The sequence below is a fragment of the Haemophilus sp. SZY H56 genome, from assembly GCF_054332415.1.
The window spans coordinates 1-22,178 of record NZ_JBTGNX010000015.1; the positions used below are offsets into that span (position 1 = coordinate 1).

Sequence of the window (22,178 nt, forward strand, 5' to 3'; positions counted from 1 at the left end):
CAGAAGTGAAACGCCGATGCGCCGATGGTAGTGTGGGGCTTCCCCATGTGAGAGTAGGACACCGCCAGGTACTGAATGTAGAACCCCGAGCTGAAGAGCTTGGGGTTTTTGTTTATGGATTTTTATTAAAAATTATATAGAATGATCTCAATTTTTATTTCTCAATATAAACAATGAAAAACTTTAGATATTTTGCTCAACGTTATGTTGATTGGGTTATTCGATTAGGTCGAGTTCGCTTCTCTTTACTTGGCATTGCTATTCTTGCGATTTTGGCTCTTTGTATACAAATCTTATTAAGTACCCTTTTTAGTGATGGTATTCACTGGAGTGATATTGTTCGCTCGATCACTTTTGGTTTGTTTACTGCTCCTTTTGTTATTTATTTCTTTACGCTACTTGTTGAGCGATTAGAGCGTTCCCGTTTAGAGTTATCTAAAATGCTTGCACGATTAGAAAAAAATAGTCGTGATAAAAGTACTTTACTTGCAACAATTAGCCATGAGTTACGTACCCCATTAAATGGAATCATTGGTTTAAGTCGAATTTTATTAGATGATAAATTAACGGAACAACAACAGAATTGTCTGAATACGATTAATTTAAGTGCGGTCAGTTTAGGTCATATTTTTAGCGACATTATTGATTTAGATAAGATCGACTCTAAACGTATTGAATTAAATATTCAACCTTGCGATTTCCATTCACTACTTAATGATTTTTATAATTTTGGTATCTTAATGGCAGAGCAAAAGGGACTAAAGTTTTCTTTAAATTGTGATGAAAATTTAGCTAATTGGCTTTATCTCGATCGTGCACGTATCAGCCAAATTCTTTGGAATTTAATTGGTAATGCTGTGAAGTTTACTGATAAGGGTGAAGTTATTCTAACAGTACAGAAAATACAGGATAATCAGTATCAATTTAGTGTTACTGATACGGGAGCAGGTATTGCACCTTATGAATTAGATAAGATTTTTACCATGTATTATCAGGTTAAAGATAATATTCATCGTTCAGCAGGAAGTGGCATCGGTCTTGCAATTTCTAAAAATCTTGCGCAGTTAATGCAAGGTGATTTAACCGTTGAAAGTGAATTGGATAAAGGTTCTACTTTTTATTTAACGATTATTGCTGAACAAGCGCAAGCTCATGATGGAAATGCTGAAAAAGCCATGCAGCATCTTTCTATTTTATTAGTTGAAGATGTTGAATTGAATGTGGTTGTGGCTAAAAGCATTCTTGAAAAGCAGGGGCATTATGTTGATGTTGCCATGAATGGTGAACAGGCGATCCGATTATTTGAGAAAAATACCTATGATATTGTTTTTCTTGATATTAAGTTGCCTGATATGTCAGGTTTTGATATCGCACAATATTTGCGAAAAAACTACGAAGAAGGGATTTACGATTTTCTACCGCCTTTAATTGCCTTTACAGCGAACGTGATGCATAGCGAAGAAGAATATCAAGAGCAGGGAATGGATGGCGTGTTACGCAAGCCACTTTCTTTGGTTGAATTACGTCAATGCTTTAAAACTTTTTTAGGCGATGATATTGAATGTATCTCTGATGAAGAAGAAACACCTCACGTTCAAGAAGGCATTAATATTTCACTTATTGAGTTAATTGGAAAATCTCAAGCTAAAGCTAATGTTGATTTATTTAAACAATGGATGCCAATTTATTTAGATGAATTAGAGACAGCTTATGAGGATTATCTTGCAAACTCAGATATGCAACAAACGGTGTCAGATGTCGCACATAAAATTAAAGGTGCAGCTGCATCAGTAGGACTTGTGAATGTTCAAAATATCGCAAAACAGGCTCAAGATATCTCATTACCAAATTGGACATCCGATATTGCTTCATGGATAAAGCAACTCAGTAATGAATGGTCTCAAAATTTAGCTGAATTAGAAGTGTATTTAGAAAAGTAATTTATGACACGTCATTTTCAAATTTTGGTCAGTGAGAATATGCCGTCTAATTTGCCGGCAAATACCTTGATCATTAATGAGTTTTCTAAAATTCAAAATCTTCTTGGGCAAGAGTTTGAAACGATCTTGTTTGATGCACGGAAAGGCATCCATTTAGAGGCACTCGCTATTGCGGCCGGTACATTGAAAATGAATGGTGTCTTAATTATCTTGCTATCAAATTGGGAGGAGCTTCATTCTCAAATAGATGAAGATAGTCTCCGTTGGTCCGGTTCGATTGAGGCAATTGCTACGCCAAGATTTATGACATATTTTAAGCATTGTATTCATAAATATGGCTTCCCCGTCCTTTATCATCAAAATGATTTAAAATTTGACCGCACTTTTCAGCAGTCATTTGTCAATCACAACGCGACCTTAGATCAGCAGAAAATCATTGAGCAAATCTTACAAAAAGAATCTGAACTTTACTTTCTTACTGCCAAACGAGGAAGAGGGAAATCAGCTCTAGCAGGCTTATTAGCGAATCAACTGGATACTAAAATTTACCTCACAGCACCGAATAAAAGTGCGGTTAAAATTTTGGCTAAATTTTCACAAAAAGAGATTATCTTTATTTCACCAGATGAGCTTTTCCTTGCTTTGCAAAATGCTCCTTCTTTTTCTGAAAATGCTTGGCTTTTTGTTGATGAGGCGGCAATGCTGCCGATTGCTCAACTGAGCGCTTTTTTTCATCATTTTAAGCATATTTTATTTACGACTACCATCCATAGTTATGAGGGAACGGGGCGAGGTTTTGAGCTTAAATTTAAGCAAAAAATTAACCGCACTTTTTCTGACTTTGAGCTTATTGAACCGCTACGTTGGTCTAAAGATGATGTTTTAGAGGCGTTTATTGATGAGCTTTTATTATTAAATGTAGAGGATGACTTTAAACAAACGCCATACGATAAAAGCAAAGTATGCCAAATTACTGAACGATCACAAGAGGAAATACTTTCTTCATTGCCCCAATTCTATGGGTTGATGATATTAGCTCATTATCGTACATCACCAGTAGATCTCCGGCGATTGTTTGATGCCAATTCACAGTGTTTTTTTGCTGCTGAAAGCGAGCAAAATTTACTAGGGGCAGTTTGGGCATTAGAGGAAGGTGGGATTGACGATTCAGCCCTCATTGAAGCGATTCAACAAGGGACTAGACGCCCTAAAGGTAATCTTGTCCCGCAAGCACTTTGTTTTCATGTTCAACAACAAAAGGCTTGTGAATTGCATTCTTTACGTATTTCGAGAATTGCGGTTCAGCCTATGTGGCAGCAGCATGGTATAGGTACACAACTTATTGAATACATCACACAAAATGCCGATGTGGATTATTTATCAGTGAGTTTTGGTTATACCAAAGAACTGGCTAAATTTTGGCAGAAATGTGGTTTTTCTCTTGTTCATTTAGGCGAGCATTTAGAGGCAAGTAGTGGTTGTTATTCTGTTATTGCTCTAAAAGGGCTTTCTGCACAAGGGATTGAATTAGAAAAAGAAGCAACACAATCTTTTCAACGGAATATGCCTTTGTCTTTCCATCCCCTCGCTCAGCAATTTAATACCGCATTAGTAGATTGGGAATTGATTGGCGAAGATTGGTTCAGCTTAAAAAATTTTGCTTATTTTCACCGCACTTTAGCTTCCGCTTTGCCGGCAATTCGTCGATTTTTAATGAATTTAGATGAAAAAGATTGCCCTTTGATGAGAGATTATTTCATCACAAAAAAGGTACCCTATAATAAGAAAAATGGGTTAAAATTATTACGTTCGGAGATTGCACAAAAATTAAAAAAGGAGGCAAGATGAGCGAACAAGAAAAAAAAGGTTGGTTCCGTAAAGCGGTAGATGAATACAATAAATTTTGCAGTGAACTTGGTTTAGATAAAGGTAGTTGTCGAGGTTGTATGCCACGCATTGAATTTGATGATGATGGTAAGGTAAAAAAAGAGAAACCACTAGAACCACTCAAAAAATAAAAGAAAACAGGGTTAACTAAACCCTGTTTTTTTATACAGATAAATATTGAAAAGTAGAGTGAATTTGCTAAACTAATCAGCTATTCACGCAAAAATGAGATAAAAATTGACCGCACTTATGAAAACAACCTATTTTAATGTTGATATTCCGACTCAGCCCAATGATCATAAAATTCTTGGCAATGTATTAGCGAGTGCAGATGCACTTGCTGTTAGTGAAATTGCAGAGCAATACGATGGATTGATTGTGGTTGTGACACCAGATACCAAAAGTGCGGTTCGTTTATCACAAGTTTTACCGGATTTAACTTCTCAGCCCGTTCAGTTTTTTCCTGATTGGGAAACGTTGCCTTATGATTCTTTTTCTCCTCATCAAGAAATTATTTCTTCGCGTTTAAGTGCGCTATTTTATTTGCAAAATACTAAAAAAGGTATCTTTGTTTTACCGATTAGCACATTAATGCAACGCGTGTGCCCGCCGAAATATCTACAGCATAATGTCCTTTTGATTAAAAAAGGCGACCGTCTTGTCATTGAAAAATTGCGATTACAATTAGAGTCAGCAGGATATCGTTCCGTCGAGCAAGTACTAGAACATGGTGAATATGCGGTACGTGGATCACTTTTAGATCTTTTCCCAATGGGAAGTGCAGTTCCATTTCGCTTAGATTTTTTTGATGATGAAATTGATTCGATTCGTACTTTTGATGTCGATACGCAGCGAACGTTAGATGAAATTCAATCCATTAATTTATTACCTGCACACGAATTTCCAACAGATGAGAACGGCATTGAATTTTTCCGTACACAATTTAGAGAAACTTTTGGAGAAATTCGTCGCGATCCAGAACATATTTATCAGCAAATCAGTAAAGGCACACTAATCTCAGGGATTGAATATTGGCAGCCGCTATTCTTTGATGAAATGGCAACGTTGTTTGATTACTTACCCGAAAAAACGTTGTTTGTGGATATGGAGACAAATCAAGCACAAGGTGAACATTTTTATCTTGATGCCAAACAGCGTTATGAGCATCGAAAAGTCGATCCAATGCGCCCTCTTTTGCCGCCAGAACGTTTGTGGTTAAGTATTGATGCGGTAAATCATGCATTAAAAAATTATCCTAAAATTAATTTTAAAGCAGAAAAAGTGCGGTCATCTGTTCGTCAGAAAAATTTAGCGGTGTCCGCATTACCAGCCGTGACCATTCAATCACAGCAAAAAGAACCGTTATCGCAACTTCGTCAGTTTATTGAACATTTTAAAGGAAATGTTTTATTTTCAGTTGAAACCGAAGGACGACGTGAAACCTTACTGGATTTACTTTCACCATTAAAAATTAAACCTAAACAGATTAAAACCTTATCTGAAGCCAATCAAGACAAGTTTAATCTGTGGGTAAGTCGTCTTGAGCAAGGTTTTATTCTTGATGAGGCTAAACTCGCCGTTATTACTGAACATGAGATTTTAGGTGAGCGAGTACAGCAACGTCAGCGTGATAAACGTAAGGCGGTCAATCCAGATACCCTAGTGCGTAATCTGGCCGAATTAAAAATAGGGCAGCCTGTGGTGCATTTAGATCATGGCGTTGGGCGTTATGGTGGTTTAGTGACACTCGATACTGGAGGCTTAAAAGCAGAATATTTGCTGATCAATTATGCGAATGAATCCAAACTTTATGTGCCTGTTGGTTCTCTTCATTTAATTAGTCGCTATGTTGGTGGCTCAGATGAAACCGCACCATTACATAAATTAGGTAATGAATCGTGGGCTAAAACGCGTCAAAAAGCCGCAGAAAAAATTCGTGATGTGGCCGCTGAATTACTTGATGTTTATGCCCAACGAGAAGTGAAAAAAGGTTTTGAATTTAAATATGATCGTGAGGAATTCCAGCAATTCGCTGCAACCTTCCCTTTTGAAGAAACGCACGATCAAGCCATGGCGATTAATGCCGTCATTTCGGATATGTGTCAGCCCAAGGCGATGGATCGTTTGGTTTGTGGTGATGTGGGCTTTGGGAAGACGGAAGTGGCGATGCGCGCCGCATTTTTGGCAGTCATGAACCATAAACAAGTGGCTGTATTAGTTCCAACAACCTTGTTAGCTCAACAGCATTACGAGAATTTTAAAGATCGTTTTGCTAATCTTCCAGTTAATGTGGAAGTGCTTTCTCGCTTTAAAACAGCCAAAGAGCAAAAACAAATCTTAGAAAATTTAGCCGAAGGAAAAGTTGATATTCTGATTGGAACCCATAAATTGATTCAATCCGATGTGAAGTTTTCTGATCTTGGCTTGCTCATCATTGATGAAGAACATCGCTTTGGTGTGGGACAAAAAGAGAAAATTAAACAACTTCGAGCGAATATTGATATTTTAACGCTTACCGCAACACCAATTCCTCGAACTTTGAATATGGCAATGAATGGTATTCGCGACCTTTCTATTATTGCGACGCCACCGGCTCGCCGAGTGAGTATCAAAACGTTTGTTCGCCAGAAAGATGATTTAATTATTCGTGAAGCGATTCTGCGTGAGATTTTGCGTGGTGGACAAGTCTATTATTTGCATAATGATGTGGCAAGTATTGAAAATACGGCAGAAAAACTGACCGCACTTGTCCCTGAGGCTCGAGTCGTCATTGGTCATGGTCAAATGCGAGAACGTGAACTTGAACGCGTGATGAGTGATTTTTATCATCAACGTTATAATGTTTTAGTCTGTTCCACCATTATTGAAACAGGGATTGACGTACCAACGGCAAATACGATTATTATTGAACGTGCAGATAATTTTGGTTTAGCTCAGCTTCACCAACTGCGTGGGCGAGTAGGACGTTCTCATCACCAAGCTTATGCTTATTTGCTTACACCGCCGCCGAAATTAATGACGAAAGATGCAAAACGTCGTTTAGAGGCATTAGAAAGTTTAGATAACTTAGGTGCAGGTTTCATTCTTGCGACGCACGATTTAGAAATTCGCGGTGCAGGTGAATTATTAGGGAATGAGCAAAGTGGACAAATTGAGAGCATCGGTTTTTCACTTTATATGGAATTACTTGATGCGGCAGTTAAAGCCTTAAAAGAGGGCAGAGAACCTTCGTTAGAAGAGATTACGCATCAACAAGCTGAAATTGAGTTACGTGTTCCCGCCTTATTGCCAGATGACTATCTTGGTGATGTGAATATGCGTTTGTCGTTCTATAAACGCATTGCAGCAGCGGAAAGTAAACAAGAGTTAGATGAATTAAAAGTTGAATTAATCGATCGCTTTGGCCTATTACCTGAAGCAACTAAAAATCTTTTACAAATTGCTGAAATGCGTTTAATGGTGAAACCATTAAAAGTACTGAAAATCGATGCAGGGGCTCAAGGTGGCTTTATTGAATTTTCACCTTCGGCAAAAGTTGATCCAGAAAAATTCATCAAATTAATTCAACAAAATCCAATTGTTTATCGCTTTGATGGACCATTAAAATTTAAGTTTGTGAAAGCACTTCCAGAAAACAAAGAGCGGCTAGAATTTGTGATGGATTTGGTGAAGACGCTTACTGAGTAGAAAGTAAATAAAAAGGCTGACAAAATGTCAGCCTTTTTTTTACGTTTGATTAGTGAAGCGCTTCAACAACGCTTAAGAACATTTTTAAGATACCGGCGTTTAATAAGTCGATAAAGAATGCCCCTACCATTGGTACGATTAAGAACGCTTTGTGAGATGGTCCGAAACGACTGGTAATTGCTTGCATGTTAGCAACGGCTGTTGGTGTTGCACCGAGACCGAAACCACAGTGACCCGCACTTAATACAATCGCATCATAATCTTTACCCATCATACGGTATGTGACGTAGATAGCGAAGAAAGCCATGAAGACAACTTGAACTGCTAAGATAACCAATACATCTGTTGCAAGACCTGCTAATTCCCAGAGTTTGAGAGACATTAAAGCAATCGCTAAGAAGATCGATAAACCCACGCTACCTAATACGTCAATCGCTGAATCTGCCACTTGGAATTTGAATAAGTGGGTTAAGCTATTACGAATGATGACACCCGTAAACAAACACCATACGAATGTAGGTAATTGAATGTGTGTACCTTTTGTTAAGCCATCCAAGTATTGACCGATAAGTAAACACAAAGAAAGCATTGCGATAGTTTCAATGATTGAGCGAGAATTTATTTTACGTTTGTAAGTTGGATGCTCAAATGCTTCTTGTACGTCATCAACTTCATCATTCTCTGGGTTTTCACCTTGTTTTTGATGATTTAATAAATAACGAGATACTGGGCCACCTAAAATACCACCAAAGACTAAACCGAATGTAGCACACGCCATCGCAATTTCTGTTGCTGCCGGTAGATTAAATTCTTTAGTGAATGTTTCTGCCCATGCAGCACCTGTACCATGACCACCTGTTAGGGTAACTGAACCTGCAAGTAAACCGTAAGCCGGATCAATACCTAATAATTGCGAGCCTAAAATACCGATGATATTTTGGCAAACAATGAGTATTGCGGCTGCAAATAGGAAGATAACTAATGGTTTTCCGCCTTTAATTAAGCGGGCAAAATTTGCACTTAAACCGATAGACGAGAAGAAGACTAACATCATCGATGTTTGTAAGCTTTTCTCAAAAGTGAATGAAGTGCCATTTACTTTGTATAAAATGGTTAAGGCAATAGCCACAATAAAGCCACCAACAACAGGTTCAGGGATATTGAATGTTTGTAAAACTCGAATACGTTTTACTAGAAAAAAACCAAGTAATAATACAAAACTTGCTAAAGCAAGCGTTTGATAGGTATCAAAAACAATATTCACGAAATATCCTCCTATTTAGTTTGGTTTCGAGAATTCTTATGAGTTGTGTTCGGGTTCAACTACCACAATATCAACATTGCTATGCAATCCACGTGGTAATTGAGAGCCTTTTCTGCCGCGTTCCGCACGGAATTTTTGCAGATCTTCCGGTTTTAATGTGATTTTTCGTTTACCGGAATGGAACTCAAGGCTAGCTTGCTCTGAAATTAAGAACAATTTCACCAATAATTCTGACCGCGCTTTTGCATTCGCTGCTGGAATACTGATGATTTTGTTGCCTTTCCCTTTTGATAATGCCGGTAAATCTCGTACCGGAAAAATCAGCATTCGCCCCGCTGAAGTGAGGGACACAAGAAGTGAGGCCGACTCGGAAAGTGTCTCAGGTTTCAAGACTTTCGCATTTTCTGGCAAAGAAATCAAGGCTTTTCCAGCTTTATTACGTGCAATTAAATCGTCAAATTTGCAAATAAAACCATATCCTGCATCTGATGCCATCAATAATTCTTGTTTTTCAGGTTCCATAATAACCTGTTCAATGGTTGCACCTGCCGGTAATGTAAGTTTACCGGTGAGCGGTTCACCTTGGGAACGCGCAGATGGCAAGCTTAATGGATCTAAAGCGTAGCTACGACCAGTACTATCAATAAAGATTACCGGTTGATTGCTTTTACCACAAGCGTGCGCCAGATATTTATCGCCTGCTTTGTAGCTTAATCCTTCCGGATCAATATCATGACCTTTCGCACAACGAACCCAACCCATTTCAGATAAGATGACGGTAACGGGTTCAGCCGGAGTCATTTCACTTTCAGAAATGGCTTTTGCTTCTTCACGTTCAACTAATTGAGACATTCTAGGGCTGGCGTATTTTTTTGCATCTTCTTGAATTTCTTTTTTGATCAAAGTATTTAAGCGACGCTCAGATCCTAAAATTAACTCTAAATTTGACCGCTCTTCTTCGAGTTTATCTTTTTCAGCCTGTAATTGATGTTCTTCTAATTTGGCTAAATGGCGTAAACGTAAGTTTAAAATGGCTTCTGCCTGTTCATCACTTAAGTTAAAGCGAGTCATTAAAACTTGTTTAGGTTCGTCTTCAGTACGAATAATCTCAATCACTGCATCAATGTTAAGGAAGGCAATCATCAAGCCATCTAAAATGTGCAAACGAGCGAGTACTTTATCTAAACGATGTTGTAAACGACGTGTCACAGTAGTACGACGGAATGTCAACCATTCGGTAAGAACTTGAAGTAAGCCTTTCACAGCTGGTTTATGATCAAGTCCGATCATATTCATATTCACACGATAGCTTTTTTCAAGATCCGTCGTCGCAAATAAATGCGCCATTAAGGCATCCGTGTCAACGCGATTTGAACGTGGCACAAGCACGATACGCACAGGATTTTCATAATCTGCTTCATCACGAATATCTTCCACCATGGGCAATTTTTTTGCGGTCATTTGTTCAGCAATTTGCGCAATGATTTTTGATGGAGAAGATTGATGAGGAAGTGCGCTAATGATGATTTCACCGTCTTCTTTATGCCATGTCGCACGCATCTTGATGGAACCACGACCGGTTTCATACATTTTGCGAATATCATCTTTTGGCGAAATAATTTCCGCTTCCGTTGGGAAATCAGGGCCTTGAATGATATTGAGTACATCATCTAATCCGGCTTTTGGATTATCTAATAGTAGGACAGCCGCATCCGCCACTTCATTAATATTGTGTGGTGGAATATCGGTTGCCATCCCAACAGCAATCCCGGTGGTGCCGTTCAAGAGAATATGAGGCAAACGTGCTGGCAAATATTGTGGCTCTTCTAAGGTGCCATCAAAGTTTGGTTGGAAATCAACAGTGCCTTGACCCAATTCAGTTAATAGAATTTCAGAAATTTTGGACAAGCGAGATTCGGTATAACGCATCGCTGCGAATGATTTAGGATCATCTGGCGCCCCCCAGTTTCCTTGGCCATCCACTAAAGGATAACGGTAAGAAAAGGGCTGAGCCATTAATACCATGGCTTCATAACAGGCTAAGTCGCCGTGTGGATGGAATTTACCCAATACATCACCGACGGTACGTGCGGATTTTTTAAATTTCGCAGCGGCATTTAAACCCAGTTCAGACATCGCATAGACAATACGACGTTGAACAGGCTTTAAGCCATCGCCAATAAAAGGCAATGCACGATCCATAATGACGTACATTGAATAATTAAGGTAAGCCTTTTCTGTAAAAGTGCGAAGTGGCATCTGCTCGATGCCTTCGTAATTAATATTGCTCATCTTCTTCTAATCTATTTTCTGGTTGCACCGGAATTCCCATCAGACTGTTCGTGATGAGAATGTCCCATATCCATTCCTTTATGACTGTCAATTTCGTAAGGAACAGGTTGTGGTTTTTGTGGATTGGCTTCTTTAAAGGCTTCGCCTTTTAATTTACCAGAATAAATATTCGGATTTTTTTCGCCTTCTACCACTATTTGTCCCATTGTACCTTTATTTACAGCACGGAAAATGGAGTGATCCATAAAGACGTAAGTACCCGGTACATCAATTCGTGTTTCCACCATGGTGGCACTGCCGGATGGAATCAGGGTAGTTTGAACATTGTGATTAACAAGCGTACCGCCTTCCACATATACATTGTGAAATACCGCACCAATCAAGTGGAAAGAAGAACATAAATTTGGCCCAGCATTTCCTACGAATAGACGAATGGTTTCACCTGTCTTCACTTTTAAGGCATTTCCATCCATGGTTGCGCCGACTTTACCGTTGAATAGTACGTATTCAGGACGTTCATCGATGGCTTTTTGCATACTGAATGGTTGCAAGCCAGGATCACCAAATTCACCTTTGGTATAGAATTCACTTTGCATAATGTAAAATTCGCGATCCACTTTTGGTAAACCTTCTTTGGGCTCAACTAAAACTAAACCATACATCCCTTTGGCAAGGTGAATATCCACAGGTTGGCTGCCGCAGTGGTATAAATAAATCCCCGAACGTAACGCTCTAAATTGGAAGGTGGATGTGCGTGTTGGTGGCGTTTCACTCGCAATAGCACCACCCATTGGCACAGCGGCAGCATGGAAATCGATACTGTGCGGCATCATTGAACTCGCTGAGTTGGAAAGTTGAACTTCCACCATATCGCCTTCGCGTACACGAATGAATGGCGCAGGCACGCTACCATTTAATGTCCAAAATTTAAATTGCACGCCATCCATTAAATCCATAATTTGTTCAAGTGCGGTCAGTTTTACCACGACTTTTGCAGGATAGTTACGTTCAATTGGTTTTGGCACATTGGGCGCAAGCGTCAGTTCAGCTTCAATTTCAGGTAATTTTTCAACCGCAGTGGCTGCCGTATTAGAGGGCTTTTCCTCTGCTTGAGCGGAGGGAATAAGGCTTAAACCTGCACCTAATGTAATCGTTGCAAGGCCTAGTGCACTATTCTTAAAAAAATCTCGACGTTGTTCGTTCATGATTGACCTCAAATAATTAAACGGCTAAATCCACTTGGTCGCCATTGGTTTGTAACCAATTTTTGCGATCTTCTGCTCGTTTTTTGGCGAGTAACATATCCATTAATTCTAATGTTTCAGCCCCTTGATCTTTGCCTAGCTCATAGGTTAATTGAACTAAACGACGTGTATTCGGATCCATGGTAGTTTCACGTAATTGTGACGGATCCATTTCACCCAAACCTTTGAAGCGTTGTACGTTTAAGGTACCTTTTTTACCTTTTAAGCGTTCTAAAATCGCTTCTTTTTCGTTTTCATCTAAGGCATAAAAGACTTCTTTGCCTAAGTCGATACGATAGAGTGGTGGCATTGCCACATAAACGTGCCCATCTTGTACTAATTTCGGGAAATGACGTAAAAAGAGTGCACAAAGTAGGGTGGCAATATGCAAACCATCAGAGTCCGCATCGGCTAAAATACAGACTTTACCGTAACGAAGCTGAGATAAGTCTTCATTATCAGGATCGATACCAAGCGCCACGGCAATATCATGAATTTCCGTTGAACCAAGCACTTGATCACTGGCGACTTCCCAAGTATTTAAGATTTTTCCGCGCAATGGTAGGATTGCTTGATATTCACGATCACGCGCCTGTTTGGCTGAGCCGCCCGCAGAGTCACCCTCTACTAAGAATAATTCGGTTTTTTCTAAATTTTGTGATGCACAATCGGCTAATTTGCCCGGTAGAGCAGGGCCACTCACTAATTTTTTACGCACGACTTTTTTGGCTGCATTTAAACGACGTTGTGCAGAGCTAATGGCCATTTCAGCTAAGCGATCGGCATCTTGTACGTTTTGATTCAACCATAAACTGAAGGCATCTTTTAAAACACCTGCAACAAAGACCGCACTTTGACGGGAAGATAAGCGTTCTTTGGTTTGGCCGGCAAATTGGGCATCCTGCATTTTCAGTGAAAGAATGTAAGCACATCGATCCCAAATGTCGTCTGCTGTTAATTTCACGCCGCGTGGTAATTTATTGCGGAATTCGCAATATTCGGTCATGGCATTAAGCAAGCCTTGGCGAAGACCATTTACGTGTGTTCCGCCTTGTACCGTTGGAATTAAGTTTACATAGCTTTCTGCAATAAGCTCTCCACCTTCAGGTAACCATAATAATGCCCAGCTTACTGCTTCTGTGGAGCCTTTAAATTCACCGACAAAAGGTTTTTCAGGTAAGGTTTCAAAACCATTTACTGCTTCGGTTAAGTAATCGGATAAACCGTCTTGATAGCACCACACATCTTCGGTGTTATTCACTTTATCGACAAATTTAATTTCTAAGCCTGAACAAAGTACGGCTTTGGCACGTAATAAGTGGCGTAAACGACTAACAGAAAAATTCTTGCTATCAAAATATTTTGGGTTTGGTTTGAAGTGAACGGTGGTGCCGGTTGTTCGTCTGCCACAAGTCCCAATGACTTCTAATTCTTCTACTTTTGTGCCATTTTCAAAGGCAATTTTATACACTTCAGCGTTACGTTTAACTTGAATATCAACGCGTTCAGAAAGGGCATTGACGACAGAAATCCCCACCCCGTGTAAACCACCGGCAAATTCATAGTTTTTATTCGAGAACTTACCGCCAGCATGAAGTTTGGTTAAGATAACTTCGACACCAGAAACGCCTTCCGTTGGATGGATATCCACTGGCATCCCGCGTCCATTATCAATGACTTCAAGTGATTGATCAGCGTGTAAAATCACTTCAACTTTGGTGGCAAAACCTGCAAGGGCTTCGTCCACACTGTTATCGATAACTTCTTGAGCAAGGTGATTTGGACGGGTAGTGTCCGTGTACATACCAGGGCGAATTTGCACCGGTTCAAGATCTTTCAGAACCGTAATTTCTTGAGCAGAATAATTTGTAGTCATTTTTTAAATTAGTTACTTATTTATAAAAAAATTGGCGTGATTTTATCAAAAAATGACGCGTTTATAAAATCAAAGATATGCAGGAAAGGAGGGAGATCTTGAAAAGTGCGGTTAAAGTTTGGTATGCATGATAACCGCACCTAGAACAGAGAAATGATAGCTATTGCATTCCAATTAATTTATGTGTTTGTAAACTTAATAGCCATCTGGGTCTATTCGTTCTTTGATTTAATTTTCCTAATTGTGTGATCGTTTCTAATAGATTCATCTTGCCATGAACTTCACAAGGAGAAAGATAGTAATATTTTGCTTGAATTTTATTTTCAATCATTTCACAAAAAGGAATAATATTGTCATCAGCAACAATACGAACTTCGTGTGCAAATGAAATACAACGCTTTTCGTATTTATGCGCATATAGACGTTTTGGACTAGTGGCAATAAAATCAATTTGACTAGGAACATTGCGAAGACCATTAGTTTCAATTGCTAAAAAATAACCTAAATTTTTTAATTGATTAAGTACAATCTCTAATTTAGGTACAATGGTTGGTTCACCACCTGTGATAATAATATTCTTTGCAGAAAATGACCGCACTTTATTGAGAATTTGTGACAATGACCAACGTTTAAATTGATGATAATTAGTATCACACCAAGGACAGGCAAGATTGCATTTACCAAAACGGATAAAAATAGCGGGCATACCTGTATTAAAACCTTCTCCTTGAAGACTTTCAAAAATCTCAACAATATTATAATACGGTTCTGAAATAGCTTGTTTTTCCACCGTACTTATTCCTGATATTCACAAAATGATGTTGGCGTTTCCCATAATCGGATAGCAGAAATCGGTAATTTTTCATCATATTTTAGACGATGAAAAATAAAACGAGCCATTTCTTCAGCAGTACTACGAAAATTCACGCCAAAGGTTTTTGATTGTAATTCTTCTAGAAGTATTGCAATTTTACTTTCACGTTTACTGGTTTGATCGTAGATAAAAGCATGATCCATGGGATCTAAAATAGATTTTTTCACAATAGATTTTAAATCTGAAAAGTCCATCACCATTGATTTTTTTGCGCCATGAGTAATTAAATGACCGGTTATTTCGACTTGGAGTTTATAGGTATGACCATGTAGATTTTGGCATTTACCATCATGACCATCTAATAAGTGGGCCATATCAAAACTAAATTCTTTGGATACTTTAAACATCTTTATTTTCTGCTTTTATTGATAAGTACTCTTGTAAACCTTTATGACGTAATTGACAGCTTAGACATTTACCACAGCCTCCTTCAACACCTTCATAGCACGTGTGGGTATGCTGACGAACATAATCTAAAGCATTTAATTCATCGGCAAGAGCCCAAGTTTGGGCTTTGGTGAGATACATGAGTGGTGTTTTTAAATTGAATGGATAATCCATGGCTAAATTGAGGGTGACATTCATTGATTTAATAAACACATCACGGCAATCGGGATAGCCACTGAAATCTGTTTCACATACGCCCGTGATAATGTCATTAATACCTTGTCCTTTTGCGTAAATCGCCGCATATAATAAGAAGAGCGCATTTCGGCCATCCACAAAGGTATTGGGTAATTCACCGTCTTTTTGCTCAATATTTACATTTGCATCCATTAAAGCATTATGAGTGATAGCTTTAATAACGGATGTATCAATTAGTGTTTGCTTTACGCCAAGATCGTTAGCGATCCAACGGGCTTTTTCTAATTCAATAGCATGGCGTTGGCCATATTGAAAGGTGAGGGTTTCGACATTTTCTACGCCATATTCGGCAATCGCCTGAATTAAACAGGTTGTGGAATCTTGTCCACCAGAGAAGATCACAAGAGCTTTACGATTGTGATTAGGATTTGAAATATTCATAGGATACCTAGTTTTTTTATGTAGGAGGTTTGCGAACTACAAGTTAAAAATGAGGCGCTATTGTAGAAGCTAGGTATGAATTTTGCAAGAAATCAGCTAATTTAAGCAGGAAAAGTTAATAAAAGTTATGATACAATTTTGGCAAGTCAGTTTAAAAAGGTAAACACAATGAAAAAATTACTTCTTATTGTTATTGGTGCATTAGCGATTTCAGCTTGTGCAAATAAAGACGTTTATTTTAATGGTTCTGAAGGATCCCATTCAGGAATGAAATTTGACAAAGATGCTCATCATTGGGGAGTAAATCAATAGGTTATACTTATAATCTAAAAGCCATACTATCGTATGGCTTTTTTACTAAATGACTTCTTCTTGACAATGTGGGCACGTCATTAAGTGTTCTTCATTATTGTGCACAATATAATGACCCATTTTTTTTGCCTTGGTATCAAGATATTTTGTATTATAGCGGTTTTCACCCACATTAAGAGGCACTCGCTCCACAATATTAATACCCGCTTTTTTCATGGTTTCTACTTTTTGCGGGTTATTTGTCATTAAGCGGACTTGCTTCACACCTAATAATTCAAACATATCGGCACACACATTAAAGTTACGCTCATCAGCTTTAAAGCCTAGTGCAAGGTTGGCTTCAATGGTGTCCATGCCTTGATCTTGTAATGAATAAGCACGAATTTTGTTAATTAACCCAATGCCACGACCTTCTTCACGATGATAGATCAAAACACCACGACCCGCTTCGCTAATTTGACGTAATGCGGCTGCAAGCTGGAAACCGCAATCGCATTTTAAACTGTGTAACGCATCACCCGTTAAGCATTCCGAATGAATGCGGGCGAGCACAGGCTCATCTTGGTTTGAAATATCACCCATCACTAAAGCGACATGTTCTTTTTTTGTATCGGGAAATTCAAATCCGACCATTTTAAATATGCCATATTCGGTAGGCAAATTGGCTTGAGCAACCAGTTGGATTTTTGACATAACGTATCCTTTTTCAACTTTATTCTGCTAAAATGTGTACTTTAATTTTTATTATCAAGAGGCAACAATGTTTAAAAGGCTGTCATTATATACGTTATTTCTTTGTCTTGTACCATTTTTTGTTTGGGGTTTTGCTTATCATTGGCATGGAAACAACCAATTAATGGAATGGGATTATTGGCTTTATCTTTTAACCGAAACGGGTAGCGTACCTTATGCTTTAATTACCTGTGGTGTGTTTGCTTTACTTTTCCGTTTTCTTTTTGAAAACCGTAAACAGTGGATTATGGGTGTGATTGTAATGGGTCTGTCGGTATTATCCACACAAGTAATTAAAACAGGGTTAAAAACAGTTTTTGCCGAGCCACGTCCTTTTACCGTCTATTTAGCGGAAAAAACAGAAAGTACGACAGATGCTTTTTATCATCGAGATCGTTCAGAGCGTGCAAAATTAGTGGATAAATTTTATTCTACACAAGCGGATACACCAGCCTGGTTAAAAGCGCATTATGAAGATGAAACGGGTTATTCTTTCCCATCTGGACATTCTATTTTTGCAGCCACTTGGTTAATGTTAGCCGTCGGGTTTAGCCAATTATTAGGGAAACGTTCTTTTAAAGCGGAATTACTAATTGGAGCCATGACAATTTGGGGCGTATTAATGTTGATTAGCCGAGTCCGCCTTGGAATGCATTATCCAATCGATTTATTTGTGGCGATAATTTCGGCATGGATTGTTCATTTGATTATTTTTGGTTTCTTACAGAAGAAAGGCTTGTTTAACAATAAATAGCATCAAAGACCGGTTTTAGTGATAAAGCCAGTCTTTTTTATTGCTTGTAGAAAATATGATTTTTGTCATGGATTTTCATTTTGATTTCAAGGAAAATACAACCTATAAATTTCAATAATTTTGACCGCTCTTTTAAGGAGACAATATGTATTACGGTATTGATATTGGTGGCACCAAGATTGAATTGGCTGCCTTTAATGAAAAATTAGAAAAGCTTTATACCGAGCGTGTGCCAACGCCACAAACGGATTATCAAGATTGGTTGCAAGCGATCAAAACTTTAGTCGAACGTGCAGATGCTCACTTTGGTGAAAAAGGCACGGTAGGCCTTGGGTTGCCAGGTTTTGTTAATTTGACAACAGGGCTTGCTGAAGTGACGAATATTCGTGTTGCAGATAATAAGCCTATTTTAACTGATCTTGAGAAAATACTCGGGCGTGAAGTGCGAGCTGAAAATGATGCAAATTGCTTTGCGCTTTCTGAAGCTTGGGACGAAGAGAATACCCAATATCCTTCCGTATTAGGGCTGATTTTAGGCACTGGTTTTGGTGGTGGCTTTGTGATTAATGGCAAAATTCACTCAGGACAAGTGGGGATGGCAGGAGAGTTAGGTCATCTTCAATTAAATTATCATGCCTTAAAATTATTGGGTTGGGATAAAGCACCTATTTATCAATGTGGTTGTGGTAATCATGCCTGTTTAGATACTTATATTTCAGGTCGCGGTTTTGAAATGTTGTACCGTGATTTAAAAGGGGAAGAATTATCAGCCAAAGACATTATCGATCGTTTTTATGCAAAAGAAGAAAGTGCGGTTGATTTTGTTCGCATTTTTGTGGAGTTAGCGGCTATTTCTATCGGTAACATTATCACTGCGTTTGATCCACATATGATTGTGCTGGGTGGTGGTTTATCGAATTTTGATTATCTCTATGAAGCATTACCAAAAGCTTTGCCTCCACACTTAATGCGTAGTGCTAAAGTGCCACCAATTAAAAAAGCAAAACATGGTGATTCAGGTGGTGTTAGAGGTGCGGCTGCGTTATTTTTAAAACGTGAATAGATTTAAGCTAAAAATATAGTAAAAATTTGAATAAACTTCGTTTTATGGGATAACAATCCAGTTTTTTTCTAAGAAAACTGGATTTTTTCTTTTATCACTCTACAATCAGGAGATTGATTTTTTTATGAGGTTTTTATGCTGACAGAATTTGGTAACTGGATTGAACAAGGTTTAACATGGATTGTTCAACATTTAGATGAGCCATTGTGGAACATCACTATTATCATTTTATTAGGTGTGGGCTTATTTTTTACGATTACGACTGGTTTAGTGCAACTACGTCTTTTACCTGCAAGTGTGCGAGAAATGTGGTTTGGGCGTGCTACTGAGGGAAATTCTTTAACGCCATTTCAAGCCTTTGCAACAGGTCTTGCAAGTCGTGTTGGTGTGGGCAATATAAGTGGGGTAGCGACCGCTATTGCTCTAGGTGGAGAAGGAGCCGTGTTCTGGATGTGGGTAACCGCATTTATTGGGATGTCGAGCGCTTTTGCAGAATCTACTTTAGCACAAGTATTTAAAATTCAAGATAAAGATGGTTCTTTTCGCGGAGGTCCCGCTTATTATATCGCTCAAGGTCTAAAATCGCGTTGTATGTCGGTCGCTTTTGCGATATCACTTATTTTTACTTTTGGGTTTGCATTCAATTCAGTGCAAGCAAACTCTATTGTTGAAGCAACCAATAACGCTTGGCATTGGCAAGGTGAATATGTTGGTCTTATTTTAGTTATTCTAACTGCGTCCATTATTTTTGGTGGAGTTAAACGTATTGCGACCATTTCCAGCCGTGTTGTACCAACGATGGCGTTATTTTATTTAATTATGGCCTTTATTATCTTAGGAATGCATATTGATATGATTCCTACTGTGATAGCCAATATTTACACGAGCGCTTTTACTTTCCAATCAGCTGCAGGCGGGATGTTTGGTGCTTTAGTCTCTAAAGCGATGATGATGGGAATTAAACGAGGATTATTCTCTAATGAAGCAGGGATGGGCTCAGCACCAAATGCGGCCGCTGCAGCTCACGTAAAACACCCCGTTAGCCAAGGTTTAGTGCAAATGCTTGGTGTATTTGTGGATACCATGATCGTCTGTACTTGTACGGCGGTGATTATCCTGCTTTCTGATAATTATGGTAGCGAAACGTTAAAAAGCATTTCTTTAACTCAAAATGCATTACGTTATCATGTCGGCGAATTTGGTGTACATTTTCTGGCTTTTATTTTATTACTTTTTGCTTATTCTTCTATTATTGGTAACTATGCTTATGCGGAAAGTAATATTCGTTTTATTAAAAATAAACCATGGTTTGTGTGGTTGTTCCGTTTATCGGTGTTGTTCTTTGTTTATTTCGGTTCAGTAAAATCAGGCAATGTCGTGTGGAATTTTGCAGATACTGTGATGGCTGTGATGGCAATTATTAACCTAGTCGCGATTGTTTTACTTTCCCCGATTGTGTGGAAGTTAATGAAAGACTATCAACGTCAATTAAAAGAGGGGAAAGAACCTGAATTTAAAATTGACTTTTATCCTGAAATTAAAAAGCGAGTATTAGAGCATCGAATTTGGAAATAAGTGTTCAATAAAATATGAAAGGCGGGGAATTCCCGCCTTTATTTTTAGATTTAAAATCTGCTTATAAAATTGACCGCACTTATAACAATCCACCTTGACCTAATGCTGGGTCAGTTTCACGTGCTTTTAATGCCTCTTCAACGGTTAAGCCCAATGCTTTTGCAACGCCTTCACCATATGCAGGATCACACCAGTGACAGTTACGGATATGACGGTATTTAATGAAGTCAGGTGCATCGCCCATTGCAGCTGCAGTGTTGTTGAATAACGCTTGTTTTTGCTCTGTACTCATTAAGTTAAATAATGCACGTGGTTGGCTGAAGTAGTCGTTATCATCGTTGCGATAATCCCAATGTGCTGCATCTCCATTGATACGAAGTGGTGGTTCAGCAAAATCTGGTTGTTGTTGCCATTGGTTGAAGCTGTTTGGCTCGTAGTGTGGCAAGCTACCGTAGTTACCATCTACACGACCTTGACCATCACGTTGGTTGCTATGCACTGGGCAACGCGGACGGTTTACTGGAATTTGACGGTAGTTCACACCTAAACGGTAACGTTGTGCATCTGCATAGTTAAATAAACGAGCTTGTAACATTCTGTCAGGACTTGCACCGATACCTGGTACCAAGTTACTTGGTGCAAACGCAGATTGTTCTACATCCGCGAAGAAGTTTTCTGGGTTACGGTTTAATTCAAACTCACCAACTTCAATTAATGGGTAGTCTTTTTTCGGCCATACTTTAGTTAAGTCGAACGGATGATAAGGCACTTTTTCCGCATCTGCTTCTGGCATAATTTGTACAAATAATGTCCATTTAGGGAAATCACCACGTTCAATCGCTTCATATAAATCACGTTGATGGCTTTCACGGTCATTTGCAATAATTTCTGCTGCTTCAGCATCTGTTAAATTTTTAATGCCTTGTTGAGTACGGAAGTGGAATTTTACCCAAAAACGTTCGCCTGCTTCGTTCCAGAAACTATAAGTGTGAGAACCGAAACCGTGCATATGACGATAGCTTGCAGGAATACCACGATCACTCATTACAACAGTTACTTGGTGTAATGCTTCTGGTAATAATGTCCAGAAATCCCAGTTATTAGTTGCTGAACGCATATTAGTGCGTGGGTCGCGTTTTACCGCTTTGTTTAAGTCTGGGAATTTACGTGGATCACGTAAGAAGAATACCGGGGTGTTGTTACCCACTAAGTCCCAGTTACCTTCTTCGGTATAGAATTTTAATGCGAAACCACGAATATCACGTTCCGCATCTGCAGCACCACGTTCACCTGCCACGGTAGTAAAACGTGCGAACATTTCCGTTTTTTTACCCACCTCACTGAAAATTTTTGCACGAGTATATTGAGTAATATCGTGTGTGACAGTAAAGGTACCAAATGCACCAGAACCTTTCGCGTGCATACGACGCTCTGGAATAACTTCGCGTACGAAATCAGCTAATTTTTCGTTAAGCCATAAATCTTGTGAAAGTAATGGACCACGCGGACCTGCAGTTAAACTGTTTTGATTGTCAGCAACAGGGGCGCCATTTCCCATAGTTAGGTTAGTAGACGATAAATGCGAAAAAGGGCATTTTGAACTCATAGTTAACTCCTTGTATGAATAGATAGGGGGATGAAATAAATTTCTT

Annotated in this window: 17 protein-coding genes and 1 riboswitch; of the genes, 8 read left to right on the forward strand and 9 right to left on the reverse strand. The window is 38.8% G+C overall.

Features of this window, described 5'->3' with window-relative positions:
- Nucleotides 1-173 precede the first annotated feature (173 nt).
- From ACXVWP_RS09975 to mfd, 4 genes are all read left to right on the forward strand, one after another.
- Nucleotides 174-1,940: an ATP-binding protein gene (locus tag ACXVWP_RS09975; protein WP_369866804.1), complete on the forward strand. Its 1,767-nt coding sequence runs from the start codon at nucleotides 174-176 to the stop codon at nucleotides 1,938-1,940.
- Nucleotides 1,941-1,943: 3 nt separating this feature from the next.
- The gene (locus tag ACXVWP_RS09980) at nucleotides 1,944-3,788 is read left to right on the forward strand and encodes a tRNA(Met) cytidine acetyltransferase TmcA (protein WP_369866803.1); all 1,845 of its coding nucleotides are present in this window, start codon (nucleotides 1,944-1,946) and stop codon (nucleotides 3,786-3,788) included.
- Nucleotides 3,785-3,958: a DUF5363 family protein gene (locus tag ACXVWP_RS09985; protein WP_014065161.1), complete on the forward strand. Its 174-nt coding sequence runs from the start codon at nucleotides 3,785-3,787 to the stop codon at nucleotides 3,956-3,958. Before ACXVWP_RS09980 ends, ACXVWP_RS09985 begins: the two co-directional genes overlap by 4 nt.
- Before the next feature lie 118 nt (nucleotides 3,959-4,076).
- A complete protein-coding gene (mfd, locus tag ACXVWP_RS09990; RefSeq protein ID WP_458473387.1) occupies nucleotides 4,077-7,514 on the forward strand; it encodes a transcription-repair coupling factor in 3,438 nt (1,145 codons plus the stop codon).
- Nucleotides 7,515-7,563: 49 nt separating this feature from the next.
- On the opposite strand, the gene gltS is transcribed toward mfd, so the two are convergent.
- From gltS to queC, 7 genes are all read right to left on the reverse strand, one after another.
- Nucleotides 7,564-8,778 (reverse strand): sodium/glutamate symporter, encoded by a 1,215-nt coding sequence (gltS, locus tag ACXVWP_RS09995; RefSeq protein ID WP_128787490.1) that lies wholly within the window; start codon nucleotides 8,776-8,778, stop codon nucleotides 7,564-7,566.
- 36 nt (nucleotides 8,779-8,814) lie between these two features.
- A complete protein-coding gene (gene parC / locus ACXVWP_RS10000; RefSeq protein WP_369866800.1) occupies nucleotides 8,815-11,070 on the reverse strand; it encodes a DNA topoisomerase IV subunit A in 2,256 nt (751 codons plus the stop codon).
- A gap of 11 nt (nucleotides 11,071-11,081) precedes the next feature.
- On the reverse strand, nucleotides 11,082-12,275 hold the full coding sequence (nirK, locus tag ACXVWP_RS10005) for a copper-containing nitrite reductase (RefSeq protein WP_297570015.1): 1,194 nt from the start codon (nucleotides 12,273-12,275) through the stop codon (nucleotides 11,082-11,084).
- Between the two features lie 16 nt (nucleotides 12,276-12,291).
- Nucleotides 12,292-14,190 (reverse strand): DNA topoisomerase IV subunit B, encoded by a 1,899-nt coding sequence (parE, locus tag ACXVWP_RS10010; RefSeq protein WP_128787487.1) that lies wholly within the window; start codon nucleotides 14,188-14,190, stop codon nucleotides 12,292-12,294.
- Between the two features lie 160 nt (nucleotides 14,191-14,350).
- Nucleotides 14,351-14,980 carry a 7-carboxy-7-deazaguanine synthase QueE gene (locus ACXVWP_RS10015; RefSeq protein ID WP_128787486.1) on the reverse strand — a complete coding sequence of 210 codons (630 nt, stop codon included), beginning with the start codon at nucleotides 14,978-14,980 and terminating at the stop codon, nucleotides 14,351-14,353.
- A 5-nt stretch (nucleotides 14,981-14,985) separates the two neighbouring features.
- Entirely contained in the window at nucleotides 14,986-15,411 is a 426-nt protein-coding gene (gene queD, locus ACXVWP_RS10020) for a 6-carboxytetrahydropterin synthase QueD (protein WP_049357348.1), read from the reverse strand.
- Entirely contained in the window at nucleotides 15,404-16,090 is a 687-nt protein-coding gene (gene queC, locus ACXVWP_RS10025; RefSeq protein WP_128787485.1) for a 7-cyano-7-deazaguanine synthase QueC, read from the reverse strand. The genes queD and queC overlap by 8 nt, the downstream gene beginning before the upstream one ends.
- A gap of 1 nt (nucleotide 16,091) precedes the next feature.
- A riboswitch (PreQ1 riboswitch) is annotated at nucleotides 16,092-16,136 on the reverse strand.
- Nucleotides 16,137-16,258: 122 nt separating this feature from the next.
- Here queC and ACXVWP_RS10030 point away from each other — a divergent pair.
- Nucleotides 16,259-16,402 (forward strand): hypothetical protein, encoded by a 144-nt coding sequence (locus ACXVWP_RS10030; RefSeq protein WP_128787484.1) that lies wholly within the window; start codon nucleotides 16,259-16,261, stop codon nucleotides 16,400-16,402.
- 45 nt (nucleotides 16,403-16,447) lie between these two features.
- On the opposite strand, the gene ribA is transcribed toward ACXVWP_RS10030, so the two are convergent.
- Nucleotides 16,448-17,095, reverse strand: a complete 648-nt coding sequence (ribA, locus tag ACXVWP_RS10035; protein WP_005696347.1) for a GTP cyclohydrolase II — start codon at nucleotides 17,093-17,095, stop codon at nucleotides 16,448-16,450.
- Between the two features lie 67 nt (nucleotides 17,096-17,162).
- Here ribA and ACXVWP_RS10040 point away from each other — a divergent pair, with 67 nt between their 5' ends.
- The 3 genes from ACXVWP_RS10040 to ACXVWP_RS10050 all read left to right on the forward strand — a co-directional run bounded on the left by ACXVWP_RS10040 (nucleotide 17,163) and on the right by ACXVWP_RS10050 (nucleotide 20,526).
- Entirely contained in the window at nucleotides 17,163-17,888 is a 726-nt protein-coding gene (locus ACXVWP_RS10040; RefSeq protein ID WP_172622012.1) for a phosphatase PAP2 family protein, read from the forward strand.
- A gap of 145 nt (nucleotides 17,889-18,033) precedes the next feature.
- Nucleotides 18,034-18,951, forward strand: a complete 918-nt coding sequence (gene nagK / locus ACXVWP_RS10045) for an N-acetylglucosamine kinase (protein ID WP_285266851.1) — start codon at nucleotides 18,034-18,036, stop codon at nucleotides 18,949-18,951.
- A gap of 135 nt (nucleotides 18,952-19,086) precedes the next feature.
- Nucleotides 19,087-20,526 (forward strand): alanine/glycine:cation symporter family protein, encoded by a 1,440-nt coding sequence (locus tag ACXVWP_RS10050; protein WP_289901984.1) that lies wholly within the window; start codon nucleotides 19,087-19,089, stop codon nucleotides 20,524-20,526.
- 79 nt (nucleotides 20,527-20,605) lie between these two features.
- Here the strand turns inward: ACXVWP_RS10050 and ACXVWP_RS10055 are convergent, their stop codons facing one another.
- Nucleotides 20,606-22,132: a catalase gene (locus ACXVWP_RS10055; RefSeq protein WP_289901985.1), complete on the reverse strand. Its 1,527-nt coding sequence runs from the start codon at nucleotides 22,130-22,132 to the stop codon at nucleotides 20,606-20,608.
- Nucleotides 22,133-22,178: the final 46 nt, after the last annotated feature.